The organism is Stenotrophomonas sp. GD03794 (genome assembly GCF_029842145.1).
Taxonomy (GTDB): Bacteria; Pseudomonadota; Gammaproteobacteria; order Xanthomonadales; family Xanthomonadaceae; genus Stenotrophomonas; species Stenotrophomonas riyadhensis.
Genome location: NZ_JAOCFV010000003.1, coordinates 80,848 through 105,933 on the forward strand (window position 1 = coordinate 80,848; position 25,086 = coordinate 105,933).

Consider the following 25,086-nt stretch of genomic DNA (forward strand, 5'->3'; position numbering starts at 1 on the left):
CGACCGCATTCAGCCGGCATGTTCGGCGATCGCACGGGGCGTGCGATGCGCATGCGCGCACAGCATCACGCCGGCCACCAGGAACACGATCGCCAGCGCTTCCAGCAGCGAGGGCCAGCGCTGCTGCCAGGCGAATGCGTAGAGCAACGCGAACAGGGTCTCGAATACGATCATCTGGCCGGTCAGGGTCAGGGGCAGCAGGCGGCTGGCACGGTTCCAGAACGCATTGCCAAGGATCGAGGCGACCACCGCTACACCCGCACTGATCGCCCAGAAACCACTCCACTGCGTCGCCGTGTGCCCGCCGGCGTGGCCGATGAAGGCCATCGGCACCAACAGCAGAGCCAGGCCGCCGGTGGTGACGCCCGTCAGCAGCGACCAGTCGTGGCTGGACAGGTCCGGTCGGCGCGCCAGCCAGCGGCTGTTGCCGATCGAGTACAACGCCCACGAGAACAGCGCGCCGAATGCGCACAGCAGGCCGATCAGGCGCTGCCGCCACGGGATTGCCAGATGCTCGGACATCAGTGCTTCCCAGCCAACCAGTGCCACGCCCAGCACGCACAGCCCCAGTGCCGGCAGCAGCTGCTTCAGCGGTACAGCGCCCTGCTCGCGCACACCGACCAGGGTCACCACTACCGGAATCAAGCCGACGATCAAGGACGCCGCCGCACCGCCGGCCCACTGCACCGCCGTCGCCAGCAGCAGGAAATACACCAGGTTCCCGGCCAGGCTCAGCCACAGCAGGCCGATCCACTCGGCGCGGCCGAGCCGTGGCGCCAACCGCTTCCAGCGTGGCAGCAGCAGGGCTACGGCGATCAGGCCGTAGACCAGATAGCGACCGGCGGACAGTTGCAGGGCATTGAACGACTGCAGTACGGCGGGCGCGAGGAAAACCACGCCCCACAGTGCGCCAGCGGCAACGCCATTGGCGATGCCCAGGGCCATCGGGTTGTTGCGCATTCGGGTTCTTCGGGGGGAGGAACAGGCCGCGCAGTGTAAGCGCTGGCCGCTGGGCGCTCTTGACCGAGGCTACTGCCCTGGCCGGCCGCGCGTATGGGAAGCCGAGCATGGGCTCGGCTCTACAGGACACCGGCTTTTGTAGCGTCGAGCCATGCTCGACTGCCGTTCGCGAGGTGGTCGGTGCAGAAGCACTCGAGCCTGGCTCGACGCTACAGTCCGGCGCTCCTGCGCCACGCGGCGGGGGTCTGCCCACACTCACGGCGCAGCGCGCGGGTCAGTGCGCTCTGCTCGGAATAGCCTGCGGCCAGCGCGATATCACTGATCGGCGCCGTGCTGGTGCGCAGCTGGTGCTTGGCCCAGCGCAACCGGCATGTACTGAGCCATGCCTGGGGGCTGAGCCCGAACTCACGCTGGAACAGCGCGTGCAACCGGCTCTCGCTGACCCCGACAGACGCGGCCATGCGCGCCACCGGCCACGCCTGGCCCGGATCGGCCTGCACTGCCGCACACAGTCCCTGCATGCGCGCGCCACTGCCGGCCGGTGCAAACACCTGCAGCAGCTGCGGCAGCAGGGCCGGCATCGGCTGCCCGTCCTGCACGCCCGCCAGGCGTTGTCGCAGCGCATGCGGCAGGTGCAGCCAGCGCTGCCGGCACAGATGCTCCTGCGTGCCGTCATCAAGCACGCCGGGAGGACAATCGACGATCACGAAACCGTTCGGGCCATCGGCCATCTGGTCATGCGCTTCGCCGGCCGCGACGAAAACCCCCTGCAGCAGGTCGAGGCGACCACCGCGGCCTTCCATCTCGAAGTGCAGTTCGCCCTGCAGCGGCAGCACCCACTGCGCGTAGTCATGGCGGTCCAGGCCGGTGGCCTGGCTGTAGTGCCGCAGATGGAAGATGGCGCCCATCCGCGCAGTGTGCGCGTGTAACAACGGCCGTGCAAACCGCTGCTATAGTCGATCCGTCATCCAACGCAGGGAGTGCAGGACATGACCCATCGGCAGGTGTCACTGATGCTCGCCACCAGCCTCGGCCTGGCGCTCGCAGCTTCGGTCTCCGCACAGGAGCGTACACCCCCGGCCCCGCACTGCATGGACGCGGTCGGCGTGCAGGAAGTGGAGCAGGCATCACCGCGCTCGATCGCACTGCGCGCCGCCTCCGGACAGGCCTATCGCATCGACTTCAGCGAGGATTGCCCCGGCGTCCGCGGTGCTACCTCGCTGAAGCTGGAAGCACCTGCCGGCTGGGCCTGTGGTCGCCCCAGCGAACGCGTCGTGGTCGACGGCCGCCGCTGCGGCATCAGCGCGGTCACCCCGCTGCAGGATCGCGACTACGCCAGCGTCGCCCGCGACAGCGACCGCCTGCGCACGGCCACCCTGCCAGCCGTGACCATCCGCGAGCGCAAGGAAATCCGCCGCAGCTTCGGCGGCTCGCCGTCGTACTGCTTCGCCACCCGCAACGTCCGCGCGTGGTCGTCCGACCCGCAGGGCGTGCTGGTGGAGACCAATCCGCGCCGCAATGGCGGCCACCGCTACTACCGGGTCGAACTCGGCAGCCACTGCCGCCAGCTCGACCGTGCGCCGCAGCTGAGCTTCCACTCGGGCCTGCAGAACGGCCTGATCTGTGGCAATCCCGGCGATCGGATCATGACTGCCGAGTTCGAGACAGACGATCTGCGCGGTGAAAGCATCGCCCCGCTGCCGCAGTACACCCGCGGCAGCTGCGCGATCCAGGCGGTCTACCCGGCCTCCAGCCAGACGTCGAACTAACCGTCGACGCCCAGGAAGGTGAACGGTGCACTGGGCACGAAGTGACCCAGCGCATCGCCCGCAAAGGTGTTGCGCTGGTCCTTGCCAAGGTCGAGCTTGAGCACCTGGCCGCCGAAATCGACCTTGTTCAGATCGACCCAGAAGGTGTTCGGGGTCAACGCCGACTCGAAGAAGTACAGCCGCCGCTTGTGGTCGGCCACGGTGCGCCAGCGCGTGGATGAGATGTTCGGCTCACCCGGCGTGGTGATGCCATACGGCACCGACGCGTTGCGGATCACGCTGAACACACTGGCCAGGGCCTCCACCGGGTCTTCGGCCTTGGGAATGGCGTTGATGTAGAACGAGGCGCGCGCGAAACGATCGGCGGAGCGATTGGTGCCCGGCAGCATCACCGTGCCACCGATCTGCTGCCAGTAACTGTTGAGGGCCAGCTGCTGCTCGAAGATCGGCGAGTTGGTCATCACCTGATAGCGCCGGTCATGGTGGATCACCTGGCGACCGCCGATGTACTCGACGATGGCGCTGTCGCCGGTGGCATCGGACAGCGACAGGTGCAGCGTCGCCTGGCGGTCTTCGCCCGGCACCTTGTCGGTGACGATCGAGTACGGTTCACGCTTGAGCGCCGCGACCGCCTCATCCACGGTGGCGAAATTGTCCAGCACATACTGCGCCCACAGCGAGATCGCCAGTCCCGGCTTGTTGCCTCGCTGCTGCGGATACTCCGATTCCACCAGCCACAGCAGGTTGGCCACCAGGCCCTTTTCGTTCATGCCATCGGTGGTCGACACGTCGTAGCCGGTGGCCACCACGCTGCCGTAGCGCGCAGTCCAGGCCAGCGACTTCGGGCCGGCCAGGCCGGTACGTGCGATGCCACGCGGCAACACGTAGAGGTTGGTCGCCACATCGACCTTCCAGTCCATCGAGCGCGCGGTGATCACATCGCCGTTGTCGCCCCGATACACCGCACGCGTGCAGGCCAGTGCCGGCGTGATCGCAGATGCCAGCGCCATGGCCAGCATTGCCTTTCCCTTCCACTTCATCCGTGCCATGTCGTTACGCTCCTTTCCCCGTGGTCCGTCGATCTGACCCGATCCATGGTGACACAGGGGTGAAGCCTCAGTGCACGAAGCGATCGTGCAACCAGAAGCCCACCACCATGGCAGGCACGAACCACAGCGCTTCACGCGATGCGACAGCCAGCCCGGCGATGGCCGGTCCGGGGCAGTAACCAGCCCAACCCCAGCCGATACCGAACAGTGCAGCACCCAACAGCAGGCGCGCATCGACATCACGTGCACTGGGTAGCTGGAAGCGCAACGCGAACCACGGCTGCGCGCGTCGCAGCACCCAACGCTGCCCGACGGCACTGACCAGCAATGCCGAGCCCAGCACCCACATCAGGGTGGGATCGAAATCACCTGCGATGTCGAGGAAGCCGAGTACCCGACGCGCGTCGATCATCCCCGAAAACGCCAGTCCCGCGCCGAACAGCGCACCTGCCATAGCGGCGGCCATGACCGCGCGGCTCATGTCAGGCCTCCGCCGTGACGGACCAGGAAGGTGGTCAGCATCGCGCAGGCCATGAACACCAGCACTGCCAGCAGCGAGCGCTTCGAGCCGCGGGCCATGCCGCAGACGCCATGACCACTGGTACAACCACTGCCCAGGCGCGTGCCGAAGCCCACCAGCAGGCCGGCGCCGATCAGCTGCCAGGCGGGCAAGGCATCGCGCACCAGCATGCGTGGCGAGGCTTCGGGCAGCGACTGCCACCACAGTGCCATCCCCGCTGCTGCGAGGAGACCCAGCAGGAATGCCCAGCGCCAGCCGCGCTCACCTTTCGCTGCACGCAGGCTGCCCGCAGCGATCCCGCTGATACCCGCCACGCGCCCGACAGTGGCGAGCAGCAACACCGCGGCGGCGCCGATCAGCGCACCGCCAGCCACCGCAGTCCATGGCAGGTTCATGCCCTGCCCTCTTTTGCGCCGCTCATGGGATTGCCCTTTGATTTAGATTTATCTAAATTAGACACTTCTAAACAAAAAGGTCAACCATGGCCCGCACCCCGCTCGACAGCGCCGCCATGGCCGAACACGCCGCCGAGGCTGCAACGCTGCTTAAGAGCCTGGCCCATCCTGCGCGGCTGCGCGTGCTGTGCCGCCTGGTCGAAGGTGAGGCGCCGGTGCCGGAACTGCAGGCACTGACCGGACTCAGCGCATCAGCGCTGTCACAGCATCTGGCGGTGCTACGCCAACTGGGTATCGTCGCGACGCGTCGCGAAGCGCAGGCAATCCACTACCGCGTGATTGAAGGGCCCGCACTGGGCGTGCTGCAGGCGCTGCATGCCGCCTACTGCGGCGGCACTTCGCGTTGACGCTCAGCCGGCGTGCAGGGCAGGCTGTACGACGTTGTCGAGCAGATCCACCGGGGTCGGCGCCGAACGATCACCTTCCAGCGCCCGGCTGAAACCCGACCAGTCGCTGGCCGACAGCTGGCGCAGCAGCGCCGCATCCACCGGCAACGCGCGCATCGACCAGTACGGAAACTGACGCTGGCCCAGGCGGCCGCGCGCCAGCTCGATGATGTCGACATGGCTGCCGGCCTGCAGGATGCGCTCGTACACCGAATCGATACCGTCCGGCGGCCCCTCGATGTACTGCAGGAATCGCCCGCCGTCATGCAGCAGCACACCGGTCACGCCCGCCATCTTGTTGAAGCGGGCGGCATCGTCGACCAGCGCCTGCAACCGTTCAGCGGAAAGATCCGGCAACGCCTGGCTGACGTAGGCGATGGCACGCAGTGGCATGGTGCTTCCTTGACAAGATGTACACCCACGGTAGCAGTTGCGGACGAGCCCGTCTCAATACACCCGCGCACTTCCTGAAGAATTCAGGTTGCGACCGCGCCGGCTCCATCCCATCGACGCGGCAGGACCGCCTCGAACACCACCTGCCCGGCCTCGTTGCGTGCGCCGATACGACCGCCATGGGCGCGGACGAACTGATCCACGATGTACAGGCCGAGACCCAGGCCCTTGCTCTGGTGGAAGCTGGCCTTGAACGGCTCGAACAGCCGCGGCAGCAGCGCGTCATCGATGTGGCCGGCATTGCTTACCCGCAGCACGACGGTGCGGGCGTCATTTCCATCCAGCTGCACCTGCGCCTCGCTGCCATGGGTCAACGCGTTGCCCACCAGGTTGGCCGCGATCTGGCCCAGGCGATCCATATCGCCCTGCAGCCGGGTATCGCCGACGACGTCCAGGCGGATGCGCTCATGGCCATGGGCGCTGCCCGCTTCGGCGATCACCGCGTGAGTGACCTCGCGCAGGTCACAGGCGGTCGCCTGCAGTCGCAGGCCGCCGCTGCGGATACGCGAGAAGTCCAGCAACTGCTCCACCATCCGCGCCATGCGCAGGGTGCTGGCCTCCAGGAACTGCAGCGTCTGCTGTGCCCCCGTATTGTCCTCCGGCAGCTCCAGCGCCAGCTTGTCCGCACACAACAGGATGGCCGACAGCGGCGTACGCAGGTCGTGGGTCAGCACGGCGGCCATCGTCTCGTTGAGCTTGAGCGCGCGTTCCAGCGCCTCGTTGCGCGCCTTCAGCAGCTGCCGCTGCTGGTACAGCTCGATGAAGACATTGACCTTGCTCAGGATCACCTGCGGCGCCACCGGCTTGTGCAGGAAGTCGACCGCGCCGGTTTCGTAACCCTTGAACGCACGCAGCGGATCGTCCGGCGAGGCGGTCAGGAAGATGATCGGCACCGTGCGGCTGCGATGCGAACCGCGCATCAGCTCGGCCAGGGTGAAGCCATCGATCTCCGGCATGTGCACGTCCAGCAGGGCCAGTGCAACCTCGTGCTCGAGCAGCAGCTCAAGCGCCTGCGCGCCGGAACCGGCCAGCAGCAGATTCACGCCCTCGCGCTGCAGCAGCGCCTGCATGGCCACCAGGTTCTGCGGCACGTCATCGACGATCAGCAGGTTGACCGGGGACTGCGACTGCGCAGGGTCCGGTGGCAACAGGTTCATGCAAACAACTCCTTCAGGCGACGACACATCAGTTCAAGGGGCAGCACGGCATCGGCACCGGCGCGCTGCAGGGCGGAGGCCGGCATCATCGATGCCTCGGCCTCCTCGGGACATTGCAGCCAGGCACGGCCACCGGCGGCGCGTACCGCGGCCACGCCTTCACTGCCATCGCTGCTGGCACCGGTCAGCAGCAGCGCCAGTACCTGCGCACCGAACACCGCGGCGGCCGATTCGAACAGCGGGTCGATGGCCGGGCGCGAGAACAGCACCGGCGCATCCACCGAGAGCGCCACCGAGCCGGCATCCTCCACCAGCAGGTGGTAATCCGGAGGCGCGAACGTCACCGTGCCCGGCTGCAGCGGTTGCTTGTCCTCCGCCTCGCGCACCGGCAGCGCGCAGTACGGCGCCAGCACCTCGGCAATGCGGCTGGTGCGATCACGCGGCAGGTGCAGCACGGCCAGCACCGGCGCCGGCAGCCGGGCCGGAAGGGCACCCAGCACCGCCTGCAGCGCGGCAACACCTCCTGCGGAGGCGCCGACCACCACCACCGCAGGGCGAGACTGCACCGCCATCAGGAAATCTTCCGGTACAGGCGGTGCTCGCGCGAGCAGACCTCGAAGGCATCGTGGTGGCGCCCGAACTGCAGCGACTCCTTGCTGCCAAGGCCCAGGAATCCGCGATGTACCAGCGCTTCACGGAACAGGCCCACCGCGCGGTCCTGCAGGTCGCGGTTGAAATAGATCAGCACATTGCGGCACGACACCAGGTGCACTTCGGAGAACACGGTATCGGTGGCGAGGCTGTGGTCGGCGAACACCACGTTGCGACGCAGCTGGCGATCGAACACCGCGCCGTCGTAGGCCGTGGCGTAATAGTCGGACAGTGACGCCGTGCCACCGGCCGCCAGATAGTTGCGGCTGAACTGCGCCATCCGATCGATGCCGTAGGCCCCTGCTTCGGCAGTGGCCAGCGCCGCCGGGTTGATGTCGGTGGCATAGAGGATGCTGCGTTCAAGCAAGCCCTCCTCGTGCAGCAGGATCGCCAGCGACCACACTTCTTCGCCGGTGCTGCAGCCAGCCACCCACAGTTTCACCGATGGATAGGTGCGCAGCACCGGTACCACCTGCTCGCGCAGCTCACGGAAGTACGCGGGGTCACGGAACATCTCCGAGACCTGCACGGTGAAGAACTGCATCGCCTGCGCGAACAGCTCCGGCTCGTGCAGCAGGCGATGCTGCAGGTCGACCAGGCGCTCGCACTCGTAGCGCTGCATGGCCTGGCGGATGCGTCGCCGCAGCGACGACACCGCATAGCTGCGGAAGTCGTAGTGGTAGCGCTGGTACAGCGCCTCCAGCAGGACCTTCAGTTCCAGGTCGAACAGCGCCTGTTCATTCATTGCCGCGAGCACCAGACCCGGCACAGCGAAACCAGTTTGTCGACGTCGATGGGCTTGGCGATGTAGTCGTTGGCGCCGGCCTGCAGGCAACGCTCACGGTCGTCCGGCATCGCCTTGGCGGTCAACGCGATGATCGGCAGGTCCTGCAGATGGCGCTGCGCACGGATCTCACGCATCGCCGCCAGGCCATCCTTCTCCGGCATCATGATGTCCATCAGCACCAGGTCGACCTCGCGTTCGGTCAGGCGATCCACCGCTTCCTGGCCGTTGCGTGCGATCTCCAGGGTCACGCCCAGCGGCTCAAGCACGCTGGACAACGCGAAGATGTTGCGCACATCGTCCTCGGCCAGCAGCACGGTCCGGCCGTCGAGCACGGTGTCGCGACGGCGGGCCTCGCGCAGCAGGCGCTGCTGGTCGCTCGGCAGGCTGGCCTCGACGCTGTGCAGGAACAGGGTCACTTCGTCCAGCAGGCGCTCGGGCGAGCGCGCGCCCTTGATGATGATGCTCTTGGAGTAGCGGCGCAGGCGCTGCTCTTCCTCGCGGCTGAGCGCGCGGCCGGTGTAGACGATCACCGGCGGGAAGCCGACGTCATCGTTGCCGGCCATGTGCTCGAGCAGGTCGTAGCCACTGCCATCCGGCAGCGACAGGTCCATCACCATGCAGTCGAAGGTGACCGTACTGAGCTGTTCCAGCGCACCGGCCAGGGTGCCCACTGCGACGATCTGCAGCTGCTCGCGGCCCAGCAGCAGTTCCAGGTTGTGGCGCAGCTCGCTGTCGTCCTCGACGATCAGCAGGCGCCGCACGTCGCGCTGGCTGGTCTGTTCCAGCTGCTCGATGGCCGTCACCAGCCGCTCGCGCGTGGTCGGCTTGATCGCAAAACCAATCGCGCCCAGCTCGCGCGCCACCTGGCTGCGATCCATCGCCGAGACCACATGCACCGGGATGTGGCGGGTCTCGGGGTTGCGCTTCAGGCGCTCCAGCACGCTCAGGCCGGACACGTCGGGCAGGCCGATATCCAACAGGATGCCATTCGGGCGCAGCTCGCTGGCCAGGGTCAGTGCCTCTTCGGCGGTCCCGGCCACCACGCAGTCGAAATCCAGTTCATGCGCCAGGGCCACCAGCGCTTCGGCGAACGTGGCGTCGTCTTCCACTGCCAGGATCAGGCGCCCGGCACGCTGGCGGCGGCCACGGTCATCGGCCACGTTGGCGGTGACCGGCGCCACCGATGCAACGGTCGGTGCGACAGCAGTGCGCGCAGCGATCGGCGGCGCAGGCTGCGGCGCAGGCGCTATTGAGGCGGCGGCCGGCACTTCGCCCGGCTCCGAAGCCGGCGCGCCCTGCAGCGGCAGTTCCAGCATGAAGCAGCTGCCACGACCTGGTTCGCTGTCGACCTGGATGCTGCCGCCCATGCGCTCGGCGAGGTCGCGCGAGATCGACAGGCCCAGACCGGTGCCACCGTAACGGCGGCGGGTGCTGCCGTCGGCCTGGCGGAAGGCCTCGAAGATGACCTGCAGCTGCTCGCGGGCGATGCCGATGCCGCTGTCGCAGACCTCGAAACGGATGCGGCCGTTGCCGCCGGCACGCACATGCAGGCTGACCTTGCCATGCTCGGTGAACTTCAGCGCATTGGCCAGCAGGTTCTTCAGGATCTGCTGCAGGCGCTGGCTGTCGGCCACCAGCTGGCTCGGCGCCAGCGCATCGGCCTCGATCTGCAAGGCCAGGCCCTTCTGCCGCGCCATCGGCTCGAACGTCTCGCGCAGGCGCTGCAGCACGCTGTCCACCACCACCACTTCGTCCGCCAGCTCGACGTGGCCGGCCTCGATGCGCGACAGGTCGAGGATGTCGTTGATCAGCGCCAGCAGGTCGTTGTTGGACGACAGGATCGCGCGCGCGTACTTCACCTGCTCTTCGGTGAGCGTGCCGTCCTTGTTGTCGGCCAGCAGCTTGGCCAGGATCAGCGAGCTGTTCAGCGGCGTGCGCAGTTCGTGCGACATGTTGGCCAGGAACTCGGACTTGTAGCGCGAGGTCGCAGCCAGTTCGTTGCTGTTGCGCACCAGCTGGCCCTGCGCGACCAGCAGCGCCTGCTTCTGCGCCTCCAGCTCGTGGGTGCGCTCCTCCAGCTGGACGTTGCTCTGTTCCAGCTCGGCCTGCTGTTCTTCCAGATGGGCCTGCGAGTGCTGCAGGCTGCGGCTCTGCTCCTCCAGCTCCTCGTTGGCAACGCGCAACTCTTCCTGCTGGGCCTGCAGCTCCTCACCCTGGCGCTGCGATTCCTCCAGCAGCACCACCAGCTGTGCACGCAGCAACGAGGCCCTCAGGGCCATGCCGATGGTCTCGGCGCAACGCTCCAGCAACTCACGATCCAGCTCGCGCTGCTCGCCCACCCGCGCACGGCCCAGTTCAATCACACCAACCACGGCGCCATCACTGCTGATCGGCGCCAGGATACGTTCGCGCACCGGCAGCCGGCCCAGGCTGGTCTGCAGTTCAAGCATCACTGCATCATCCCCGTGCAGGTGACGCACGCGTTCATCACGGGCCACCTGCCCGGCCAACCCCTCCTGCAACGCCAGCGACGCCGGCATGCCGGCTGGCAACGCCAGACCGCCGGTCAGCTGCAGCCGCCCCCCTTCCAGGCGGTAGATGGCACCGACCTCAGCCTCCAGCTGTGCGCCCAGGCTGGTCGCGGCCGCCTCGGCGATCTGCTCCGGGCCCAGGTCGCCCCGCAGGCTCATCGCCACCGCGTTCTCGGCTTCCTGCAGCCACAGTGCACGCATTGCCTCACGCCGTGCCTGGATGGCACGGGAAACGATCAGCGCGATCATCAGGAAGGCGCAGCCACCGATGCTGCGATTGACGAACGAGAACGCCGAATTGGAGCTGGCCGGTGCAACGTTGTAGCCAACGATCAGAAGAATGCAGGCGACGATAGCTACGATGAACGGCGCCCGCGCACTGCGCTGGAACACCGTCACGCCCACGGCCAGGAAATAGGCCAGCCACACCGCGTAGCCCAACGGCACCACCAGCTCCAGCGCGATGGTCGCCGCCAGCAGTACGGCGGAGGTCATCCAGATCCAGCGGTCACGCGTGGTCGCACCAGGACGCATGCAGGTCGGTTCCAGAGGCAAAGGGTGGGTGATGGTACTCCGTGTCGCATTCAGCCGCACAGGACCTATGGCACGTGCTCGTCGTGCACGCATCCTTCACGCTGCACTGCCTAGCTTCACGTCCCTCTCAGGGGTAACACTTATTTCCACGTGGACGCTGCCGCTTCTACGACGTCCGTGCTGACGGACCCTTCCCGACAACTGCGACTGCTGATCGACAGCGTGCGCGACCATGCGCTGTACCTGCTTGATCCCGAAGGCATCGTCTGCAGCTGGAACCCGGGCGCCGAGCGCATCAAGGGCTATTCAGCCGATGAAGTGGTCGGCACGCACTTTGGCCGTTTCTATCTGGCTGCCGATCGCGAAGCCGGCGAACCGCAGCGCCTGCTCCGCCTCGCAGCGCAGCAGGGCCACGTTGCCAGTGAAGGCTGGCGGGTGCGCCGCGATGGCTCCTCGTTCCGTGCCAGCGTGGTCATCGAGCCGGTCGTCGAAGCAGGCGAGCTGCTCGGCTTCGTCAAGATCACCCGCGACATCACCGAGCAGTGGCAGGCACAGCGGCTGCTGCGTGATGCCCAGCGTGCGCTGCGCAATACCCAACAGTTCGAGACCGTCGGCCGCCTCAGCCGCGGGCTGTCGCACGAGTTCAACAATCTGTTGACCACCATCGGCAACGCCCTGGACCTGCTGTCCCTGCGCGTGAACGGTGACGATGCACGCGCCGCCGAGCTGCTTGATGCGGCGCAGACCGCGACCGATCGTGGTGCGCTGCTGACCCGCCAGCTGCTGGCCTTCAGCACCGGCCAGACCCTGATCCGCGAACCACTGGATATCAATGCGCTGATACGGCAGTGGCTGCCGGACCTGCAACGCGCCTGCCCGCCCACGGTGATGCTGGATGCCCAGCTGGCGCCCGGCCTGCCTGCGATCAACACCGATGCGCTGCAGCTGCAGACGGCGCTGGCCAATCTGGTCGCCAATGCCGCGGATGCTACCCTTGAAGGCGGCCGCATCCTGATCGGCACTGCACTGGAGCATCGTCTCGATCCGGATGCGGACTCCACGCTGCAACGTGGCTATGTCACCCTCAGCGTCTGCGATGAGGGCCACGGGATGGCCGCCGACATCGCCGAACGGGCGACCGAGCCGTTCTTCACCACCAAGGACATCGGCAAGGGCAGCGGCCTGGGCCTGAGCCAGGTGTTCGGATTCACCACCCAAAGCGGCGGCTTCGTCGACGTGTCCACCACGCCCGGTGTCGGCACCACGGTCAGCCTGCTGCTACCCGCAACAGAGGAATCACTCCATGACCGATGACCCGATCCGCGTTCTGATGGTCGAAGACCAGACCGATCTTCGCGAGATGATCGGCCTGGCCCTGCGCGATCTCGGCATCGAGGTGGCCACCACTGCCGATGGTCACGAGGCGGCGGAACTGCTCAAGGGCGAAGCGCGCTTCGACGTGGTGTTCAGCGACGTCAGCATGCCCAACGGCATGTCCGGCATCGAGCTGAGCGAGCACGTGGCACGCGAGCAGCCGCAGGCACGGATGATCCTGTCGTCCGGCTACGCCCGCTCGCAGCTGCCTCCGCTGCCCGAGCAGGTCGAGTTCCTGCCCAAGCCGTATCGCCTGCGCCAGCTGGTGCAGCTGCTGAAGCAGGCATAAGCGCACCTGCATCCAAGAGCTAGCGGGAGGCTCATCCCTTCATCGCCCCCTGCTGGAACGACGCCAGCAGCGTGGAGGCGGCCATGGCCGGGGCCAGCCGACCGCGTGCGAGTGACCAGGTGATGCCGTAGAAGCAGGTCCAGTAGAAATCGGCCAACCACACCGCACTGAACTCGACGTTGAACACGCCGGCCTTCTGGCCGCGCAGGAAAAACGCCTCGAAACGCTCACCGATCGGCGCCCAGCGCTCCGGCAGCAGATGCAGGTCACCCTGGCGCTGCTGCTCTTCCATCATCCGCGCGAACAGCAGCGTCACCAGCTCCCAGTCCGCCAGCAGCGTGGCGGTGACCTGCTGCAGTACCTGCCGTGCATCCGCACCATCGTCGAACCAGACCGCCGCCGCTTCCACGCGCTCGAAGCCGGCCGCGAACAATGCCTCGTCGATCGCCTCCCGGGTGGGCGCAAACCGGTACAGGGTCGCGCGACTGATACCCGCCCCCCGCGCCAGTTCGTTGAGGGTGCAGCGTGGATGGCTGACCAGGGTGGCCGCCAGCGCGTGGGGCAGGTCGCGGCGGGTACGTGCTGCGGCAGGTCGCATGAAAGCGCTGAGGAGTGGGTTCGCCCTCACGCTAGCATGAATCACCAATTAATAGACTGAATCAAAGATGATTCATTCGGATCACTGATGCGCTAAAACGGGAATGCGTCCGGTGCACCCGGGTCGGTGCACGGCAGGGAACGCGTCACAGGCATCGAAGGAGACAACGCCATGCTGCATCCACTACGCGACATCGCTGTGCTGTTCGATGCCAGCGACACCGGGCACCGCGTTCTGAACATCGCCGCGCACCTTGCGCAGGTACAGCAGGCTCATCTGGTTGCGGTCTCCACCGCACAGCATCCCACCGACATTGCCAACGGCTTCGCGCGCGGTGCCGGCATCGCCGCCGCTCTCGACCACGAGGCGCGCGCGGATGCCGCCTGCACCGCACAACTGATGCAGAACCTGCGTGCCGTATCCGAGCCGCTGCAGATCAGCAACGAACTGCGCATCGTCTCGGACTATCTGGGCGGCGCCGACCTGGCCCTGCAGTCGCTGTACTGCGACCTGATCATCGCCGGCTATCCGCGCACTCCCGGCGCCCCTTCTGGCTGGCACCCGCTGGGAACGCTGCGCCAGACCGGCGTGCCGATGCTGCTGGTGCCACCGCATTGGCATGGCGACCAGGTCGGCCATCGCATCGTGGTGGCCTGGAATGCCAGCAAGCAGGCACGCCGTGCGGTAGCCGATGCGTTGCCGCTGCTCGCACGTGCGAAAGCGGTGCACCTGCTGATGGTCGACACGCCCAAGGCCGAGGCCACACCCGGCGCCGAGATGGCCCAGCACCTGGCGCGGCACGGCGTCGAAGTAGAGATCCAGGCGATCAGTTCAACCCAGGGCGGCGTTGCCGCGACCATCCGCCAGCACGTGCTCGATGCCGACGCCGACCTGCTGGTACTGGGCCCTTACAGCCGCAGCCGGGTGGTCGAGCGCGTGCTTGGCGGGGTTACCGAGGATCTGCTGGCCGAAGTGCCGGCGCCCTTGTTCGTGTCGCACTAGTACCGCCCTGCCCTGCCCGGCGATAGCCGGTCAGCGACTGCCCGGTGTGCCGCCGGAAGTAGCGGCACAGGTAGGATGCATCCTCGAAGCACAGGCGCTCGGCGATGCGACCGATCGGCAATTCGCTGTAGGTCAGCAGCGCCTTGATTTCCAGCACCACCTGGCGATCAATCAACGCCTTAGGCGTTTCGTCGAAGCACTCGCGGGTCAGCTGCGAAAGATAGAACGGGGTGATGCACAGCGCGTCGGCATAGGACTGCACGTCGCGCTGGCGCGTGCTGCGCTCACCGACCAGTTCCCAGAAATTCCAGGCCAAGCGCTCGCGTCGGCTGACCTGCGCCACGGCCACACTGCGCGCCGGCAACAGCGTTGCGAATTTGAGGAAGAACGTCTGCAGCAGGTTGCGCAGCATCACGTGACGATAGCGGCCGCCATTGTGCTGTGCATCCATCAACTGCTGCAGCCAGCCCTGCAGCAGCGGCACGTCCAGCGGCGACGGCACGCAGTGGGGCTGATCGTGCAGGAACTTGAACAGTGCATTGGGAAGCACATAGGCCACCTCCGATGCCAGCGCCTTGGGCATCAGGCAGACCACCGCCAGAAAGCCGCGTGAGCGCTGCCGCAGCAGCGCCAGCGTGTCCTCTGCCAGCACCAGCACATCGTGCCGCCGCACCGCTACCTCACGGAAGTTCAGTGCAAAGCGCGCGCGCCCCGATACGCATACCAGCACCGCCAGATAAGCGTGGCCGAACGACAGCGGGACGCCCTGCCCTTCGGCCAGCGTACTGACCTCCAGGCGCATGGATTCGTCCTGGTCCAGGAGCTGGGGTACGCGATCCATGGGCCGATCCGGCTGTATTCCGGGCCCCAGCATACCCGGGCTCGACCACCCGTTGTGAAAAGTACCGAAACCATCAAGGTCCCGCTCTGGGCCGATCGCGCCTGGCGACCTAGCCTGTGCACTCTCTTTGTTCCCGTGGAATTGACATGCAGCTGCACACCGAACGCTTGATCCTTCGCCCCTGGCGCGACACCGACGCTGCCGATCTGTACGAGTACGCCCGCGACCCGCGCGTGGGCCCCATCGCCGGCTGGCCGGTGCACACCAGCGTTGAGGAAAGTACCGAAATCATCCGCACCGTCTTCAACCGGCCAGAGGTCTACGCGCTGCAGAGCCGCGAGGACGGCCACGCGATCGGCTGTGTCGGCATCCTGATCGGCACCGACAGCAACTTCGAGATCAGCGATCGAGAGGGTGAGATCGCCTACTGGATCGGCGTTCCGTACTGGGGCCGCGGACTGGTGCCCGAAGCGGTGCGCGAAGTGATGCGGCACGCCTTCATGCAACTGGAACTGGACGCACTGTGGTGCGGCTACTTCGCTGACAACCTGCAATCGCTCAGCGCGCAGAGCAAATGCGGTTTCCAGCATCACCACACCGAAATCAACAAATTCAACAGCTTCCTCGGCGACTACCGGACCGAGCACATCAGCCGCATCACCCGAGAACAATGGTGTGCCCTGCAGGCCGCCTCGCCGGCCTGAGCAGAGTTCAGGCCGACGTGCGCTGCATGAACAGGAGTTCTTGCGTCGAAGACGCCTCCACCTGCTGGAAACCAAGGTCACGGTACAGGGCCGCGGCGGCTGTGTTGTCACGATAGACGCGCAGGGTGAGCCGCTGGATACCGTCTTCGCGCAGCGCCTGTGCACTCAAGGCCTGCATGAGCAGCCGGCCAAGGCCGCGCCCGCGTGCCAGCGGGGAAACAATGATGCGGCCCAGGTGCGCGGTGCCGGCGTCGGTCATCCAGTACTGGCCAAAGCCCAGGCACTGGTCCTGCTCGTCCAGCAGCGCCCAGCCCGGCCGCGCCTCGAGCTCGAGCACCTGCGCGAACCGTTCCGGCAGCAAGGGAAACGGCACGCCGGGGCCCGCCCAGCGCTGGGTGGCCGCGGCGGAATCAAGCCAGCCGGCGATGCTGGCGTAGTGCGAAGGCTGGACAGCGTAAAGGTTCGGTTCCATGACGCTCATGGTGCGCCATTTGCACTGGGCAGACACGCTGCAGGACGGCACTTGAGTTTTGTCATAGGACAATAAACAATGCCAGGCGTCCAGCCCATTCCCCTCTCGGGAGATTCCATGTTCAAAGGCCTCAGCGCGTTTCCACTGACCCCACTCTCTGAAGCAGGTATCGACTTTCGCGCGTTTACCGGCCTGGTCGAGCGCCTGGTCGATTCCGGTGTTGATTCGATGGGCGTCCTTGGTTCCACCGGCAGCTATGCCTATCTGCAGACGCATGAACGCAAGCGCGTGTTGCGCGAAGCCCTGGCACACGCCGGAGGCGTACCGGTCATCGCCGGCATCGGTGCATTACGCACCCGGGATGTGCTGGAGCTGGCCCTGGATGCCGAAGATGCCGGTGTAGCGGGCCTGCTGCTCGCGCCCGTGTCCTACCAGCCCCTGAAGGACCATGAGGTGCAGGCGCTGTTTGAGACGGTTTGTGCGGCGGTGCGCACGCCGATCTGCGTCTACGACAACCCGAGCACCACGCACTTCCGCTTCACCGATGCACTGCATGGCCGGATTGCCGCGCTGCCCAACATCGCTTCGATCAAGATTCCGCGCCTTGCTGATGATCCGGTTGAGGCTGCCACACGTGTCGCGGCACTGCGCGCCAGCGTCCCTTCGCATGTGACGCTGGGCGTCAGTGGCGACGCCTCTGCGGTGCGTGGTCTGCTGGCGGGATGTGATGGCTGGTACTCGGTGACAGCAGGGCTGTTCCCAGAGGTTGCGCTGCAGATCGTGCGGGCCGTGGGAAACGGCGATGAGAAGGGTGCGATTGCCCAGTCCGTACGACTGGCGCCGCTGTGGTCGCTGTATGACCGCTTTGGCGGGATTCGCGTCATGGCCTGCACGGCGGCCCTGCTGGGGTTGTGCGGCGAGGACTGCCTGCCGTTGCCGTTGCAGGGGCTGCATGGTGGCGAGCGCGAGGAGGTGGCGGCGGTGCTGGGTGGTTTGGGGTTGTTGTCCAACAACTAGTCAAATCTTGCCACCTCCGGTGGCAGACGCCCCCAACTGACCCAAGCACTGACGAAATCGCCGCTGCTAGCCCCCGGAATAACCTTCAGTCCACTCGCTCAGGTCTAAGTAAAATACGCCATCTGGCAATAAGGACTTCGCTCACAACCTGTATTTTTTCGAGGACACTTCTACGCGACAGCATCGCAGGAAGTTCAATGCATCGATAACTGACAAGGCAAGCGATGAGCAGTGGAAGCAACAAAGTTGCAGTCAAAGCCCAGTACGAGGCGGGCGAGAGATCTGCAAAGACAACCGCACCTAAACCCTTGTAGGCAAGAAAGAGTACAAATCCGTGCAGGAGATAGATGCCATAGGACAGCTCACCCAAAATGGCTGAAACCCGAAGTGTAAGCAATCCGAACAAGGTGTTACCGCAGGCAATCGCCGCAAAGAAAACCGACCACAAGACGACTGCCGCTGGATGCCGAGCTGAATCGAAACAGGCAACCGACAGGATCATGCACGAAGCCGCTAGAATCGAGCCCCACTTCCCACGAAGAAAGCTCACAACGGCCATTCGAGTTGTTGCGTAGTACGCGGCGACACCACCGACAAAGGGCAACATCAGCACCCAGCTCAATCGGACAGCCGCATACGCCAGACCAAGTGCCGACAGCAGCAGCAATCCGCGCCGGACACGCTGACGCATGAAATACGCCAACAGTGGCAATACCGAATACCAAACCCATTCATAGGGAAGCGACCAAACGACTCCGGCCATGATGTAGCGGGTTCCAACAACACCATTGATATCAGGCGCCCCGAGAACAGTGAACGAGAACCATTGGATCACACCCACCCCAAACCGGAACAACGGGTCGACAAGGTGGAAGTCACTCTCGATCAAGACCAGAAGCAGCAACAGCACAACGCAGATCGCGTAAAGCGGCAACATACGCAGGACTCTGCCGACGTACAGCCTCGTCCAATCAGTGACGCCACTGGCAATTTGTCGATAAAAGAGATAGGCCGAAATCATGAAGAAGAGGGCAACTGCGGCCTCGCCAAGTTGCGCGTACAAGGCGGAGGCGGGAGCCTTCCACTCCCCACTCCTCGCGTAGACATACCAGATGGATGAGTGGTGGACGAACACACCTAGGGCAAGCAGCCCCCTGAGCCCATCGATTGAAGTAGCACGTCCCTTGGAGTCCGGTAGCGGCACGAACCTCCCCAGTGGCAAAGCACACAGCAGTGCGAGCAGGGCAATTCCAGCCGGCACGAAAGGCGAATAAAGATCGATCGACACCAACCCACCCAGAAGCAAACAAAAGAATGCATGGGCCGGAGCAAGCGCCCTCGAAAATCCATATCCGACCGCAAACACATGCAGGCAATGGCAGCCATTCCGCTGCCCCCACCCCATTCCAGGATCTGAACGGCAAACTCCCCCAAGTTACCCGGCCTGGCTGGTGACCCCGGCCCGATTCGAACGGGCGACCTTCCCCTTAGGAGGGGGACGCTCTATCCAGCTGAGCTACGGGGCCATTGGCAGCGGCACAGGATACCGCGTTCAGCTGAATGGACCAAGCGCGCGTCGTGCTGCGAAGCGCTCGGACTCGATATGCTGGCCCGCCGCGACCCGTTGTGAACTGGATGTCCGACGCCTGGCGAACCCTCTCCGCCCTCGGCGACAGCCGCTGGCTGCTGCCGATGGCCTTGGTGCTGCTGATCACCCTGCCCCGCGCAGATGTAAGCCTGAAATGGCGATGGCTGCTGGCCATCGCCGTCACCGCCGGCGTCACGCTTGCCTCAAAGCTGGCCTTCATGGGCTGGGGAATTGGCATCAAGAGCGTGCACTTCACCGGTTTCTCCGGGCATGCCGCGATGTCCAGTGTCATCTATCCGGTCGTTGGTGTACTGCTTGCCGGCCCCGGCAAGCGCGCTCGGACGTTCGGCGTGGTCATCGGTGTGCTGCTGGCCACCGCCATTGCCTGGTCACGAATCCCGCTGCATGCACATAGCCTGTCGGAAGTCGTTGCCGGGCTGGCACTTGGGCTGAGCTGCAGCACATTGGCACTGCGCACCGCATCACCCATCGGTCGCCCGCCTGCGATGGCTGTTGTCGCTGCCGTAGTTGCGGGGACGGTCCTACCCTTCACCCTGCCCGACCTTCATACCCATCAGCTCGTGATCGCACTGGCGAAGTTCATCTCCGGCAGGTCTGAGATCTTCCAGCACTTCTGAGAATCGCCAACATGACTCCACATTTCCTTCACGTTCCTTGACAGGGCAAATGAATAGCAGCCAACATAGCGGTGGAAAAATTTCCCTCACGGAGTAGGAGACCCCGTAGATGAAGAAGATGATTGCTGCCCTGGCCCTGCTGGGCCTGTCCTCGCCGGTGTTTGCTCAGGAAGTCCCGGCTGCGGAGGCCTCGACGGAGCGGGCGGTTGCGACCACCGCCGCCGGCGCCGAGGCCGCAGGCATTTCCACCGCCGCCATCGTCGGCACCAGCGTCATCGCTGTGGCAGCTGGCGCAGTGCTCTACAGCGTGGCTGGCGACAGCTCCAGCGGCGAGCGCGACAACGGCGGGAACGATGGCACTGGCGGTACGGGTGGCACTGGCGGTACCGGTGGCACCGGCGGTACGGGTGGCACCGGCGGCACCGGCGGCTGATCCAGGCCGAGCCTGCCCCAAGCCCTCGCCGGGCTCCGGCGAGGGTTTTTTATGCCCGAATTTCTCTCGATATGGCCATGACCAAGAAGCACTTTCGAATCGCTGCCGCGCTGCTGGCGGCCTCAGTCCTGCCCGCCTGCATGTGGTCCCCCGGGCAACATCTGCGCAGCTCCGAACTGATCCGCTCCCAGACCAGCGACGACGGTCAGCTGCAGTTGGTGCCGATCACTGCCAAGCTCATCGCGATGGATGCCGCGTCCGAAAGTGAGCAGTCACTGCCCGAAGCCCTTCTGAATTATGTCCCCGGCCAGTACCGCATCGGCATCGGCGACTCCCTGTACATCACCGTATGGGATCACCCGGAACTGACCGTGCCGGCGGGCCCCCAACAGACGCCGAATCTGGCCGGGCGCACCGTGCAGAGCGACGGCTCGTTCTTCTATCCCTACATCGGCGTGGTCGAGGCCGATGGCAAGACCCCCAGCCAGGTCCGCGAAGAAGTAGCACGCCGCCTGGCCAAGTACATCGAATCGCCGCAAGTGGACGTCTCGGTGCTGACCTACGCCAGCAAGCGTGTATGGGTAACCGGTGCAGCGCAGCAGTCAACGCCGGTGACGCTCGGCACGGCACCACTGACCCTGTCCGATGCGATCAGCCAGGCCGGCCTCAGTTCGGCCGGAGCCGACCTGTCCGGCGTGCAGCTCAGCCGTGACGGTGCCAGTTACACGATCGATCTTGAAGCACTGGCATCCCGCTATGGCGGTCGTCAGATCTACCTGAAGGACGGCGACTCGATCTACGTGCCCTTCTTGGATCGCAAGGAGATCTTCGTTGTCGGCGAAGTCGGGCAGCCCGGCGCCTTCAGCTTCCGCACAGGCGACGTGACACTGAACCAAGCCATCGGCCGTGCGCGCGGACTCAGCCAGACCACCGCCAACGGTAAGTCCGTCTACGTCATCCGCGGATCGCGCAATCTGCTGGAGCAGCCCTCGGTGGTCTACCAGCTTGACGCGCAGTCACCGGCCGCATTCGCTGTCGGCAGCCAGTTCCACCTGGTTCCTGGCGACGTGGTGTTTGTCGGCGCGGCCGGCGTGACGCGCTGGAGCCGCTTCGTGAACCAGCTGCTGCCGTTCACCTCGATCCTGAGCAATGCTGCAAGCGCACGCAACGATCTGAGCAACTGATATGCGATGGATGACGTCGGTGGCCGCTGCTGGCCGCCTGCCAAGGAACGGCACCTGGGCGCGCGCCTTCTGGCTCGCGCCTCCGGCACTGGCAGTGCTGCTGTCCGGTTGCACGACTGCGAGCCGGGCGACCGCTGACAGCATCATGCAGCTGGTGCATCGCCAGCCGTCCTATACGACGCAACAGGTGCTGCGCACGCCCTATCCGCAGGCGGATGTGCAGACCCCGGACATCCGTGGCCTGGTAGTGCTGGGCTACCTGGACGATGGCCAGCAGGTCTGGATGGCGGGCAAGCATGCCGTGCTACGCATCTCGGCGGCCGGCGTGCTCCTGTCCCTCAGTAGACAGGGCGCACAGTACGCCACCACCGTCGAAGACGAAGCACTGTTCGTCGACCTTCGCAGCGCCGCCGATGGCGCCAGCGTCGTGCGGCACTACGACCGCACACCCGGCTACGCGATGGGCGTCGAGGTTGTCGGCACGATCCGCGCGAAGGGCGAAGACACAGTCACCCTCCTCGACAAGCGTCGCACACTGCTGCGCTTCGACGAGCAGCTCAGCGGGGGCGACATGCGCGCGACCAACAGCTATTGGGTCGACCCTGCCGACGGCTTCATCTGGAAGAGCCGGCAGTTCCTCGCCCCGGGCTATCCGGTCGACCTGATCCATCTAAAGCCCTATCGGCCGGCAGGACGCTGATCCATGTACAGATTCACCCTGCGAATTGCCGCATTGCTGGCGGCAATCGCGATTCCCTCGGCGAACAGTTTCGGCGCAGACGCTGCGCTGTTCAGCGGCGCCGTGCAGCAGCCTGGAATGCACCGTGGCGACGACGGCGGACGCCTCGCAGCCGCGCTTCTTGCTGCTCGACCCGCGCCCGATGCGTTCCTGCCGGCAACACTGTTTGCCCGGCAGAGCGCCCGGCTGGCGCAGGTTCGACTGAAGGCTGGCGTGCTGCATGATCTGCAGACACTGAGCGAGGGTGGCGACGACGCGCTCCGCCAGCTCTCTGAACGCCTGGCGCGCTGGATCGAGAACATGCCGGTCACCGGACGTGTCCCGCTGTCGGCCGACCCCCGCCTCATGCAGCTGCAACCCCGATGGAACCCGCCGATCCAGGCAGGCGATTCAGTGCGCCTGTTCCAGCGGCCCTCGACCATCCAGGTGGTCGGAGCGGTTGCCGAGCACTGCACCCTCCCCCATCGACCATTGCGCAGCGCGTTGGACTACGTGAAGGACTGCGCCGCAACGACCTTTGCTGATGCCGACACCGTGCTGGTCATCCAGGTCGACGGCACCGTGCAGACGCTGGGCGCCGCTGCCTGGAACCGCGCTGACCCGCAACCGGTATCGCCGGGCGGGGTGGTGCTGGTGCCGTTCGCGCCCAAGTACATCCGATCGGTGGATGCCGAATTCAACGCAGACCTTGCTGCTCTCATTGCGACCCAGGCCGCCACCCCGTGATCCATAGTCTCCGCAACACTGCGGGCCGCAAGGTGCGTGCCACGCTGGCCTTGTCCCTGCTATCCATGTCCGTCTGTGCCGCCCTGCATGCGCAGGAAGCGCCACCACCGACCTCCAGCGAATGGGGTGGCATCGGCCTGCTGCAGACACCGACCGCGCGCATGGCCGACGACGGCGACATCGCGATCACCGCTTCGCACAACTCGCCGTACAGCCGCTACAACGTGACTATGCAACCGCTGCCCTGGCTGGAGGGTTCGTTCCGGTACATCAACGTCTCCAACCTTCGGTACGGCCCCGCATCGTTCAGCGGGAACCAGAACTACAAAGACAAATCGATCGATTTCAAGATTCGACTCATTGAGGAATCCCACTGGATTCCGGAAGTCGCATTCGGTGTTCGTGATCTGGGCGGCACTGGCCTGTTCTCGAGTGAATACCTCGTCGCCAGCAAACGCTACGGGCGGTTTGATGCATCACTTGGCCTGGCAACCGGCTACATCGGTAATCGCGGTGATTTCTCCAACCCTCTGGGCGTCCTCGACGATCGATTCAAGGACCGGCCAATTCCGACCAGCGCGATCGTCAACGCCGGCAAGTTCGGAGGCAACGCCATGTTCCGCGGACCGGTCGGTGTATTTGGTGGCATCGCCTACCAGACGCCGCTGGAGCAACTTGTGATCAAGGTCGAGTACGACGGCAATGACTACCGCCGCGAACCTCGCGGCAACAACCTACCCCAATCGACCCCCATCAACGTCGGCCTGGTCTATCGCCCCAGCAAGGTGGTTGAGCTGACGGCCGCCTGGGAGCGCGGCGACGCCGCCATGTTCTCTCTGACGCTCCGTGGCAACCCCGGCGGTACACGCAGTGCGCCCAAACCGCTGGACCCGCCTCCCGTCCCACTTACCGGCGACCACCGCGAGGCAGGAGAACAGAGCACGCTCGAAACGAGAGAGGCACCGACACAGCAGGACTGGAAGTTGATTGCATCGGATCTGAGAACCAACGCCGGATTCAACCTGGAGCGGGTGTCCGCACAGGGGAAAGAGCTGTTCCTGACCGGATCGCAATCGCGCTACTTCAACCCGGCCAAAGGCCTAGGTCGTTCGTCGCGCATCCTCTCCCATCACCTGGGCGACCGGTACGACTGGTACACGTTGCGCAGCGAACGCCTGGGCATGCCAATCGTTGACATGTCGGTCAAGCGCGAAGCGTTTGAAGGCTATCTGAGCGGCGGCGTTGATGAGGACACCCTCAAGAGGAGCAGCGAGCTCAGCGCACCCGGTACGAACAACGGGCATGAGCTGTTCCGTGCCAAGCGCTCGCCTTTCGGCGGCGGTTTCAGCTTCGGGTACCGGCAGAACCTGGGCGGCCCGGATGGCTTCATTCTCTACCAGGTGTCGGCCAACTACAGCGCCAGCTACTTCTTCGGCAAGAACGTCTGGCTGACCGGCAGCGCCAGTCAGAATCTGCTCAACAACTACGACAAGTTCAGGTATGACGCACCGAGCAATCTGCCGCGCGTCCGCACCGACCTGCGCAAATACACGCGCACCTCGGATTTGACGATTCCGAATCTTCAGCTGAATCTGTCGCGACGGTTGTCCCGCGACGTCTACGCCATTGCGTATGCAGGCTACCTAGAGTGGATGTATGCCGGCGCCGGCAGCGAAGTCCTGTACCGGCCGATGGATCAGCCCTGGGCGATCAGCGCCAACATCAACTGGGTCAAGCAGCGTGACTTCAACCAAGGTTTCGGGCTGCGTGACTACTCAACCACGACAGGCCATGCGACCCTCTACTATGCCTTCGGCAACCAGCAGCGGGTCATCGCTTCGCTGAGTGCAGGCCGATACCTGGCAGGGGACTATGGCGCGACCGCCAATGTGGCACGCGTCTTCCGCAATGGCGTGACCATGGGCGCCTACGCCACCAAGACCAACGTCAGCTCCGCCGAGTTCGGCGAAGGCAGCTTCGACAAAGGCATCTACTTCAGCATCCCGTTTGACACCCTGTTGCCTCGATCGACTCCGGCCAGGGCTACGCTTACCTGGAACCCGCTGATCCGCGACGGTGGCGCCATGTTGGCTAGGAAGTACCCACTCTACAACCTCACTGGCGAGCGAGATGAGCGCTTCTTCTACGAGAATATACAGGGCATTGCTGACTGAAGGCTCCTCGACCGACGTCCTGCCAACCAGGCCATTCGACCCCGAGCTCAGCCAG

At 65.3% G+C, this 25,086-nt stretch carries 27 protein-coding genes and 1 tRNA gene; 13 read left to right on the forward strand and 15 right to left on the reverse strand.

Going from position 1 to position 25,086, the window contains the following annotated elements; genetic code table 11:
• Positions 1-9: 9 nt before the first annotated feature.
• Together N5D91_RS02765 and N5D91_RS02770 are read right to left on the reverse strand one after the other, a co-directional pair.
• Entirely contained in the window at positions 10-960 is a 951-nt protein-coding gene (locus tag N5D91_RS02765; RefSeq protein WP_180854709.1) for a DMT family transporter, read from the reverse strand.
• A 209-nt stretch (positions 961-1,169) separates the two neighbouring features.
• A complete protein-coding gene (locus N5D91_RS02770) occupies positions 1,170-1,868 on the reverse strand; it encodes an AraC family transcriptional regulator (protein WP_279907084.1) in 699 nt (232 codons plus the stop codon).
• Between the two features lie 81 nt (positions 1,869-1,949).
• Between N5D91_RS02770 and N5D91_RS02775 the strand changes: the two genes are divergently transcribed.
• Entirely contained in the window at positions 1,950-2,729 is a 780-nt protein-coding gene (locus N5D91_RS02775; RefSeq protein ID WP_180854710.1) for a DUF6491 family protein, read from the forward strand.
• Here the strand turns inward: N5D91_RS02775 and N5D91_RS02780 are convergent.
• The 3 genes from N5D91_RS02780 to N5D91_RS02790 all read right to left on the reverse strand — a co-directional run bounded on the left by N5D91_RS02780 (position 2,726) and on the right by N5D91_RS02790 (position 4,693).
• Positions 2,726-3,778: a linear amide C-N hydrolase gene (locus tag N5D91_RS02780; RefSeq protein ID WP_153854933.1), complete on the reverse strand. Its 1,053-nt coding sequence runs from the start codon at positions 3,776-3,778 to the stop codon at positions 2,726-2,728. The genes N5D91_RS02775 and N5D91_RS02780 overlap by 4 nt on opposite strands.
• Positions 3,779-3,845: 67 nt before the next feature.
• Positions 3,846-4,259, reverse strand: a complete 414-nt coding sequence (locus N5D91_RS02785) for a DUF6691 family protein (RefSeq protein ID WP_180854711.1) — start codon at positions 4,257-4,259, stop codon at positions 3,846-3,848.
• Positions 4,256-4,693, reverse strand: coding sequence for a YeeE/YedE thiosulfate transporter family protein (locus tag N5D91_RS02790; RefSeq protein ID WP_180854712.1), 438 nt, complete (start codon positions 4,691-4,693; stop codon positions 4,256-4,258). Before N5D91_RS02790 ends, N5D91_RS02785 begins: the two co-directional genes overlap by 4 nt.
• Positions 4,694-4,779: 86 nt before the next feature.
• Here N5D91_RS02790 and N5D91_RS02795 point away from each other — a divergent pair, with 86 nt between their 5' ends.
• Positions 4,780-5,100, forward strand: a complete 321-nt coding sequence (locus N5D91_RS02795) for a metalloregulator ArsR/SmtB family transcription factor (RefSeq protein ID WP_180847213.1) — start codon at positions 4,780-4,782, stop codon at positions 5,098-5,100.
• Positions 5,101-5,103: 3 nt separating this feature from the next.
• On the opposite strand, the gene N5D91_RS02800 is transcribed toward N5D91_RS02795, so the two are convergent.
• The 5 genes from N5D91_RS02800 to N5D91_RS02820 form a co-directional block, all read right to left on the reverse strand.
• Complete coding sequence (locus N5D91_RS02800) at positions 5,104-5,532, reverse strand: BLUF domain-containing protein (RefSeq protein ID WP_032127425.1); 429 nt, start codon at positions 5,530-5,532, stop codon at positions 5,104-5,106.
• Between the two features lie 83 nt (positions 5,533-5,615).
• Positions 5,616-6,749, reverse strand: coding sequence for a hybrid sensor histidine kinase/response regulator (locus N5D91_RS02805; protein ID WP_153854937.1), 1,134 nt, complete (start codon positions 6,747-6,749; stop codon positions 5,616-5,618).
• Positions 6,746-7,321, reverse strand: coding sequence for a chemotaxis protein CheB (locus N5D91_RS02810; RefSeq protein ID WP_110712110.1), 576 nt, complete (start codon positions 7,319-7,321; stop codon positions 6,746-6,748). The genes N5D91_RS02805 and N5D91_RS02810 overlap by 4 nt, the downstream gene beginning before the upstream one ends.
• The gene (locus N5D91_RS02815) at positions 7,321-8,145 is read right to left on the reverse strand and encodes a CheR family methyltransferase (protein WP_180847214.1); all 825 of its coding nucleotides are present in this window, start codon (positions 8,143-8,145) and stop codon (positions 7,321-7,323) included. The genes N5D91_RS02810 and N5D91_RS02815 overlap by 1 nt, the downstream gene beginning before the upstream one ends.
• The gene (locus N5D91_RS02820) at positions 8,142-11,252 is read right to left on the reverse strand and encodes a response regulator (RefSeq protein WP_180854713.1); all 3,111 of its coding nucleotides are present in this window, start codon (positions 11,250-11,252) and stop codon (positions 8,142-8,144) included. Before N5D91_RS02820 ends, N5D91_RS02815 begins: the two co-directional genes overlap by 4 nt.
• A gap of 177 nt (positions 11,253-11,429) precedes the next feature.
• Between N5D91_RS02820 and N5D91_RS02825 the strand changes: the two genes are divergently transcribed.
• Together N5D91_RS02825 and N5D91_RS02830 are read left to right on the forward strand one after the other, a co-directional pair.
• A complete protein-coding gene (locus N5D91_RS02825; RefSeq protein ID WP_180854714.1) occupies positions 11,430-12,566 on the forward strand; it encodes a PAS domain-containing sensor histidine kinase in 1,137 nt (378 codons plus the stop codon).
• Entirely contained in the window at positions 12,556-12,915 is a 360-nt protein-coding gene (locus N5D91_RS02830) for a response regulator (RefSeq protein ID WP_057500964.1), read from the forward strand. Before N5D91_RS02825 ends, N5D91_RS02830 begins: the two co-directional genes overlap by 11 nt.
• A gap of 31 nt (positions 12,916-12,946) precedes the next feature.
• Here the strand turns inward: N5D91_RS02830 and N5D91_RS02835 are convergent, their stop codons facing one another.
• Complete coding sequence (locus N5D91_RS02835) at positions 12,947-13,513, reverse strand: TetR/AcrR family transcriptional regulator (RefSeq protein WP_153854941.1); 567 nt, start codon at positions 13,511-13,513, stop codon at positions 12,947-12,949.
• Between the two features lie 171 nt (positions 13,514-13,684).
• Here N5D91_RS02835 and N5D91_RS02840 point away from each other — a divergent pair, with 171 nt between their 5' ends.
• Positions 13,685-14,515: a universal stress protein gene (locus N5D91_RS02840; protein WP_180854715.1), complete on the forward strand. Its 831-nt coding sequence runs from the start codon at positions 13,685-13,687 to the stop codon at positions 14,513-14,515.
• Here N5D91_RS02840 and N5D91_RS02845 read toward each other — a convergent pair.
• Positions 14,463-15,356 (reverse strand): helix-turn-helix domain-containing protein, encoded by an 894-nt coding sequence (locus N5D91_RS02845; RefSeq protein ID WP_180854716.1) that lies wholly within the window; start codon positions 15,354-15,356, stop codon positions 14,463-14,465. The genes N5D91_RS02840 and N5D91_RS02845 overlap by 53 nt on opposite strands.
• Before the next feature lie 146 nt (positions 15,357-15,502).
• Here N5D91_RS02845 and N5D91_RS02850 point away from each other — a divergent pair, with 146 nt between their 5' ends.
• Complete coding sequence (locus N5D91_RS02850) at positions 15,503-16,060, forward strand: GNAT family N-acetyltransferase (protein WP_180854717.1); 558 nt, start codon at positions 15,503-15,505, stop codon at positions 16,058-16,060.
• A gap of 7 nt (positions 16,061-16,067) precedes the next feature.
• Here N5D91_RS02850 and N5D91_RS02855 read toward each other — a convergent pair whose 3' ends face one another.
• Complete coding sequence (locus N5D91_RS02855; protein ID WP_180854718.1) at positions 16,068-16,532, reverse strand: GNAT family N-acetyltransferase; 465 nt, start codon at positions 16,530-16,532, stop codon at positions 16,068-16,070.
• A 117-nt stretch (positions 16,533-16,649) separates the two neighbouring features.
• On the opposite strand from N5D91_RS02855, the gene N5D91_RS02860 reads away from it, so the two are divergent.
• Positions 16,650-17,549 carry a dihydrodipicolinate synthase family protein gene (locus tag N5D91_RS02860; protein ID WP_180854719.1) on the forward strand — a complete coding sequence of 300 codons (900 nt, stop codon included), beginning with the start codon at positions 16,650-16,652 and terminating at the stop codon, positions 17,547-17,549.
• Between the two features lie 85 nt (positions 17,550-17,634).
• Here N5D91_RS02860 and N5D91_RS02865 read toward each other — a convergent pair whose 3' ends face one another.
• Both N5D91_RS02865 and N5D91_RS02870 read right to left on the reverse strand, forming a co-directional pair.
• Positions 17,635-18,837, reverse strand: coding sequence for an acyltransferase (locus N5D91_RS02865; RefSeq protein WP_180854720.1), 1,203 nt, complete (start codon positions 18,835-18,837; stop codon positions 17,635-17,637).
• A 161-nt stretch (positions 18,838-18,998) separates the two neighbouring features.
• A tRNA-Arg gene (locus N5D91_RS02870) sits at positions 18,999-19,075 on the reverse strand.
• A gap of 109 nt (positions 19,076-19,184) precedes the next feature.
• On the opposite strand from N5D91_RS02870, the gene N5D91_RS02875 reads away from it, so the two are divergent.
• The 6 genes from N5D91_RS02875 to N5D91_RS02900 all read left to right on the forward strand — a co-directional run bounded on the left by N5D91_RS02875 (position 19,185) and on the right by N5D91_RS02900 (position 25,031).
• On the forward strand, positions 19,185-19,775 hold the full coding sequence (locus tag N5D91_RS02875; protein WP_153854947.1) for a phosphatase PAP2 family protein: 591 nt from the start codon (positions 19,185-19,187) through the stop codon (positions 19,773-19,775).
• 109 nt (positions 19,776-19,884) lie between these two features.
• Positions 19,885-20,208: a hypothetical protein gene (locus N5D91_RS02880; protein ID WP_180854721.1), complete on the forward strand. Its 324-nt coding sequence runs from the start codon at positions 19,885-19,887 to the stop codon at positions 20,206-20,208.
• 77 nt (positions 20,209-20,285) lie between these two features.
• Positions 20,286-21,392, forward strand: a complete 1,107-nt coding sequence (locus N5D91_RS02885; protein ID WP_153854949.1) for a polysaccharide biosynthesis/export family protein — start codon at positions 20,286-20,288, stop codon at positions 21,390-21,392.
• Between the two features lie 19 nt (positions 21,393-21,411).
• Positions 21,412-22,092, forward strand: coding sequence for a YjbF family lipoprotein (locus N5D91_RS02890; protein WP_180854722.1), 681 nt, complete (start codon positions 21,412-21,414; stop codon positions 22,090-22,092).
• 3 nt (positions 22,093-22,095) lie between these two features.
• Positions 22,096-22,857, forward strand: coding sequence for a capsule biosynthesis GfcC family protein (locus N5D91_RS02895; protein ID WP_153854951.1), 762 nt, complete (start codon positions 22,096-22,098; stop codon positions 22,855-22,857).
• Complete coding sequence (locus N5D91_RS02900; protein ID WP_283102592.1) at positions 22,854-25,031, forward strand: YjbH domain-containing protein; 2,178 nt, start codon at positions 22,854-22,856, stop codon at positions 25,029-25,031. Before N5D91_RS02895 ends, N5D91_RS02900 begins: the two co-directional genes overlap by 4 nt.
• Positions 25,032-25,086: the final 55 nt, after the last annotated feature.

Excerpts from the sequence above, each read along its gene's own strand:
- N5D91_RS02770 (WP_279907084.1), bottom strand. The coding sequence starts at position 1,868 with ATGGGCGCCATCTTCCATCTGCGGCACTACAGCCAGGCCACCGGCCTG.
- N5D91_RS02850 (WP_180854717.1), top strand. The coding sequence starts at position 15,503 with ATGCAGCTGCACACCGAACGCTTGATCCTTCGCCCCTGGCGCGACACC.
- N5D91_RS02875 (WP_153854947.1), top strand. The coding sequence starts at position 19,185 with ATGTCCGACGCCTGGCGAACCCTCTCCGCCCTCGGCGACAGCCGCTGG.
- N5D91_RS02780 (WP_153854933.1), bottom strand. The coding sequence starts at position 3,778 with ATGGCACGGATGAAGTGGAAGGGAAAGGCAATGCTGGCCATGGCGCTG.
- N5D91_RS02815 (WP_180847214.1), bottom strand. The coding sequence starts at position 8,145 with ATGAATGAACAGGCGCTGTTCGACCTGGAACTGAAGGTCCTGCTGGAG.
- N5D91_RS02810 (WP_110712110.1), bottom strand. The coding sequence starts at position 7,321 with ATGGCGGTGCAGTCTCGCCCTGCGGTGGTGGTGGTCGGCGCCTCCGCA.
- N5D91_RS02830 (WP_057500964.1), top strand. The coding sequence starts at position 12,556 with ATGACCGATGACCCGATCCGCGTTCTGATGGTCGAAGACCAGACCGAT.
- N5D91_RS02805 (WP_153854937.1), bottom strand. The coding sequence starts at position 6,749 with ATGAACCTGTTGCCACCGGACCCTGCGCAGTCGCAGTCCCCGGTCAAC.
- N5D91_RS02835 (WP_153854941.1), bottom strand. The coding sequence starts at position 13,513 with ATGCGACCTGCCGCAGCACGTACCCGCCGCGACCTGCCCCACGCGCTG.
- N5D91_RS02800 (WP_032127425.1), bottom strand. The coding sequence starts at position 5,532 with ATGCCACTGCGTGCCATCGCCTACGTCAGCCAGGCGTTGCCGGATCTT.
- N5D91_RS02785 (WP_180854711.1), bottom strand. The coding sequence starts at position 4,259 with ATGAGCCGCGCGGTCATGGCCGCCGCTATGGCAGGTGCGCTGTTCGGC.
- N5D91_RS02765 (WP_180854709.1), bottom strand. The coding sequence starts at position 960 with ATGCGCAACAACCCGATGGCCCTGGGCATCGCCAATGGCGTTGCCGCT.
- N5D91_RS02795 (WP_180847213.1), top strand. The coding sequence starts at position 4,780 with ATGGCCCGCACCCCGCTCGACAGCGCCGCCATGGCCGAACACGCCGCC.
- N5D91_RS02885 (WP_153854949.1), top strand. The coding sequence starts at position 20,286 with ATGACCAAGAAGCACTTTCGAATCGCTGCCGCGCTGCTGGCGGCCTCA.
- N5D91_RS02855 (WP_180854718.1), bottom strand. The coding sequence starts at position 16,532 with ATGGAACCGAACCTTTACGCTGTCCAGCCTTCGCACTACGCCAGCATC.
- N5D91_RS02820 (WP_180854713.1), bottom strand. The coding sequence starts at position 11,252 with ATGCGTCCTGGTGCGACCACGCGTGACCGCTGGATCTGGATGACCTCC.
- N5D91_RS02880 (WP_180854721.1), top strand. The coding sequence starts at position 19,885 with ATGAAGAAGATGATTGCTGCCCTGGCCCTGCTGGGCCTGTCCTCGCCG.
- N5D91_RS02840 (WP_180854715.1), top strand. The coding sequence starts at position 13,685 with ATGCTGCATCCACTACGCGACATCGCTGTGCTGTTCGATGCCAGCGAC.
- N5D91_RS02860 (WP_180854719.1), top strand. The coding sequence starts at position 16,650 with ATGTTCAAAGGCCTCAGCGCGTTTCCACTGACCCCACTCTCTGAAGCA.
- N5D91_RS02790 (WP_180854712.1), bottom strand. The coding sequence starts at position 4,693 with ATGAACCTGCCATGGACTGCGGTGGCTGGCGGTGCGCTGATCGGCGCC.
- N5D91_RS02895 (WP_153854951.1), top strand. The coding sequence starts at position 22,096 with ATGTACAGATTCACCCTGCGAATTGCCGCATTGCTGGCGGCAATCGCG.
- N5D91_RS02775 (WP_180854710.1), top strand. The coding sequence starts at position 1,950 with ATGACCCATCGGCAGGTGTCACTGATGCTCGCCACCAGCCTCGGCCTG.
- N5D91_RS02845 (WP_180854716.1), bottom strand. The coding sequence starts at position 15,356 with ATGGATCGCGTACCCCAGCTCCTGGACCAGGACGAATCCATGCGCCTG.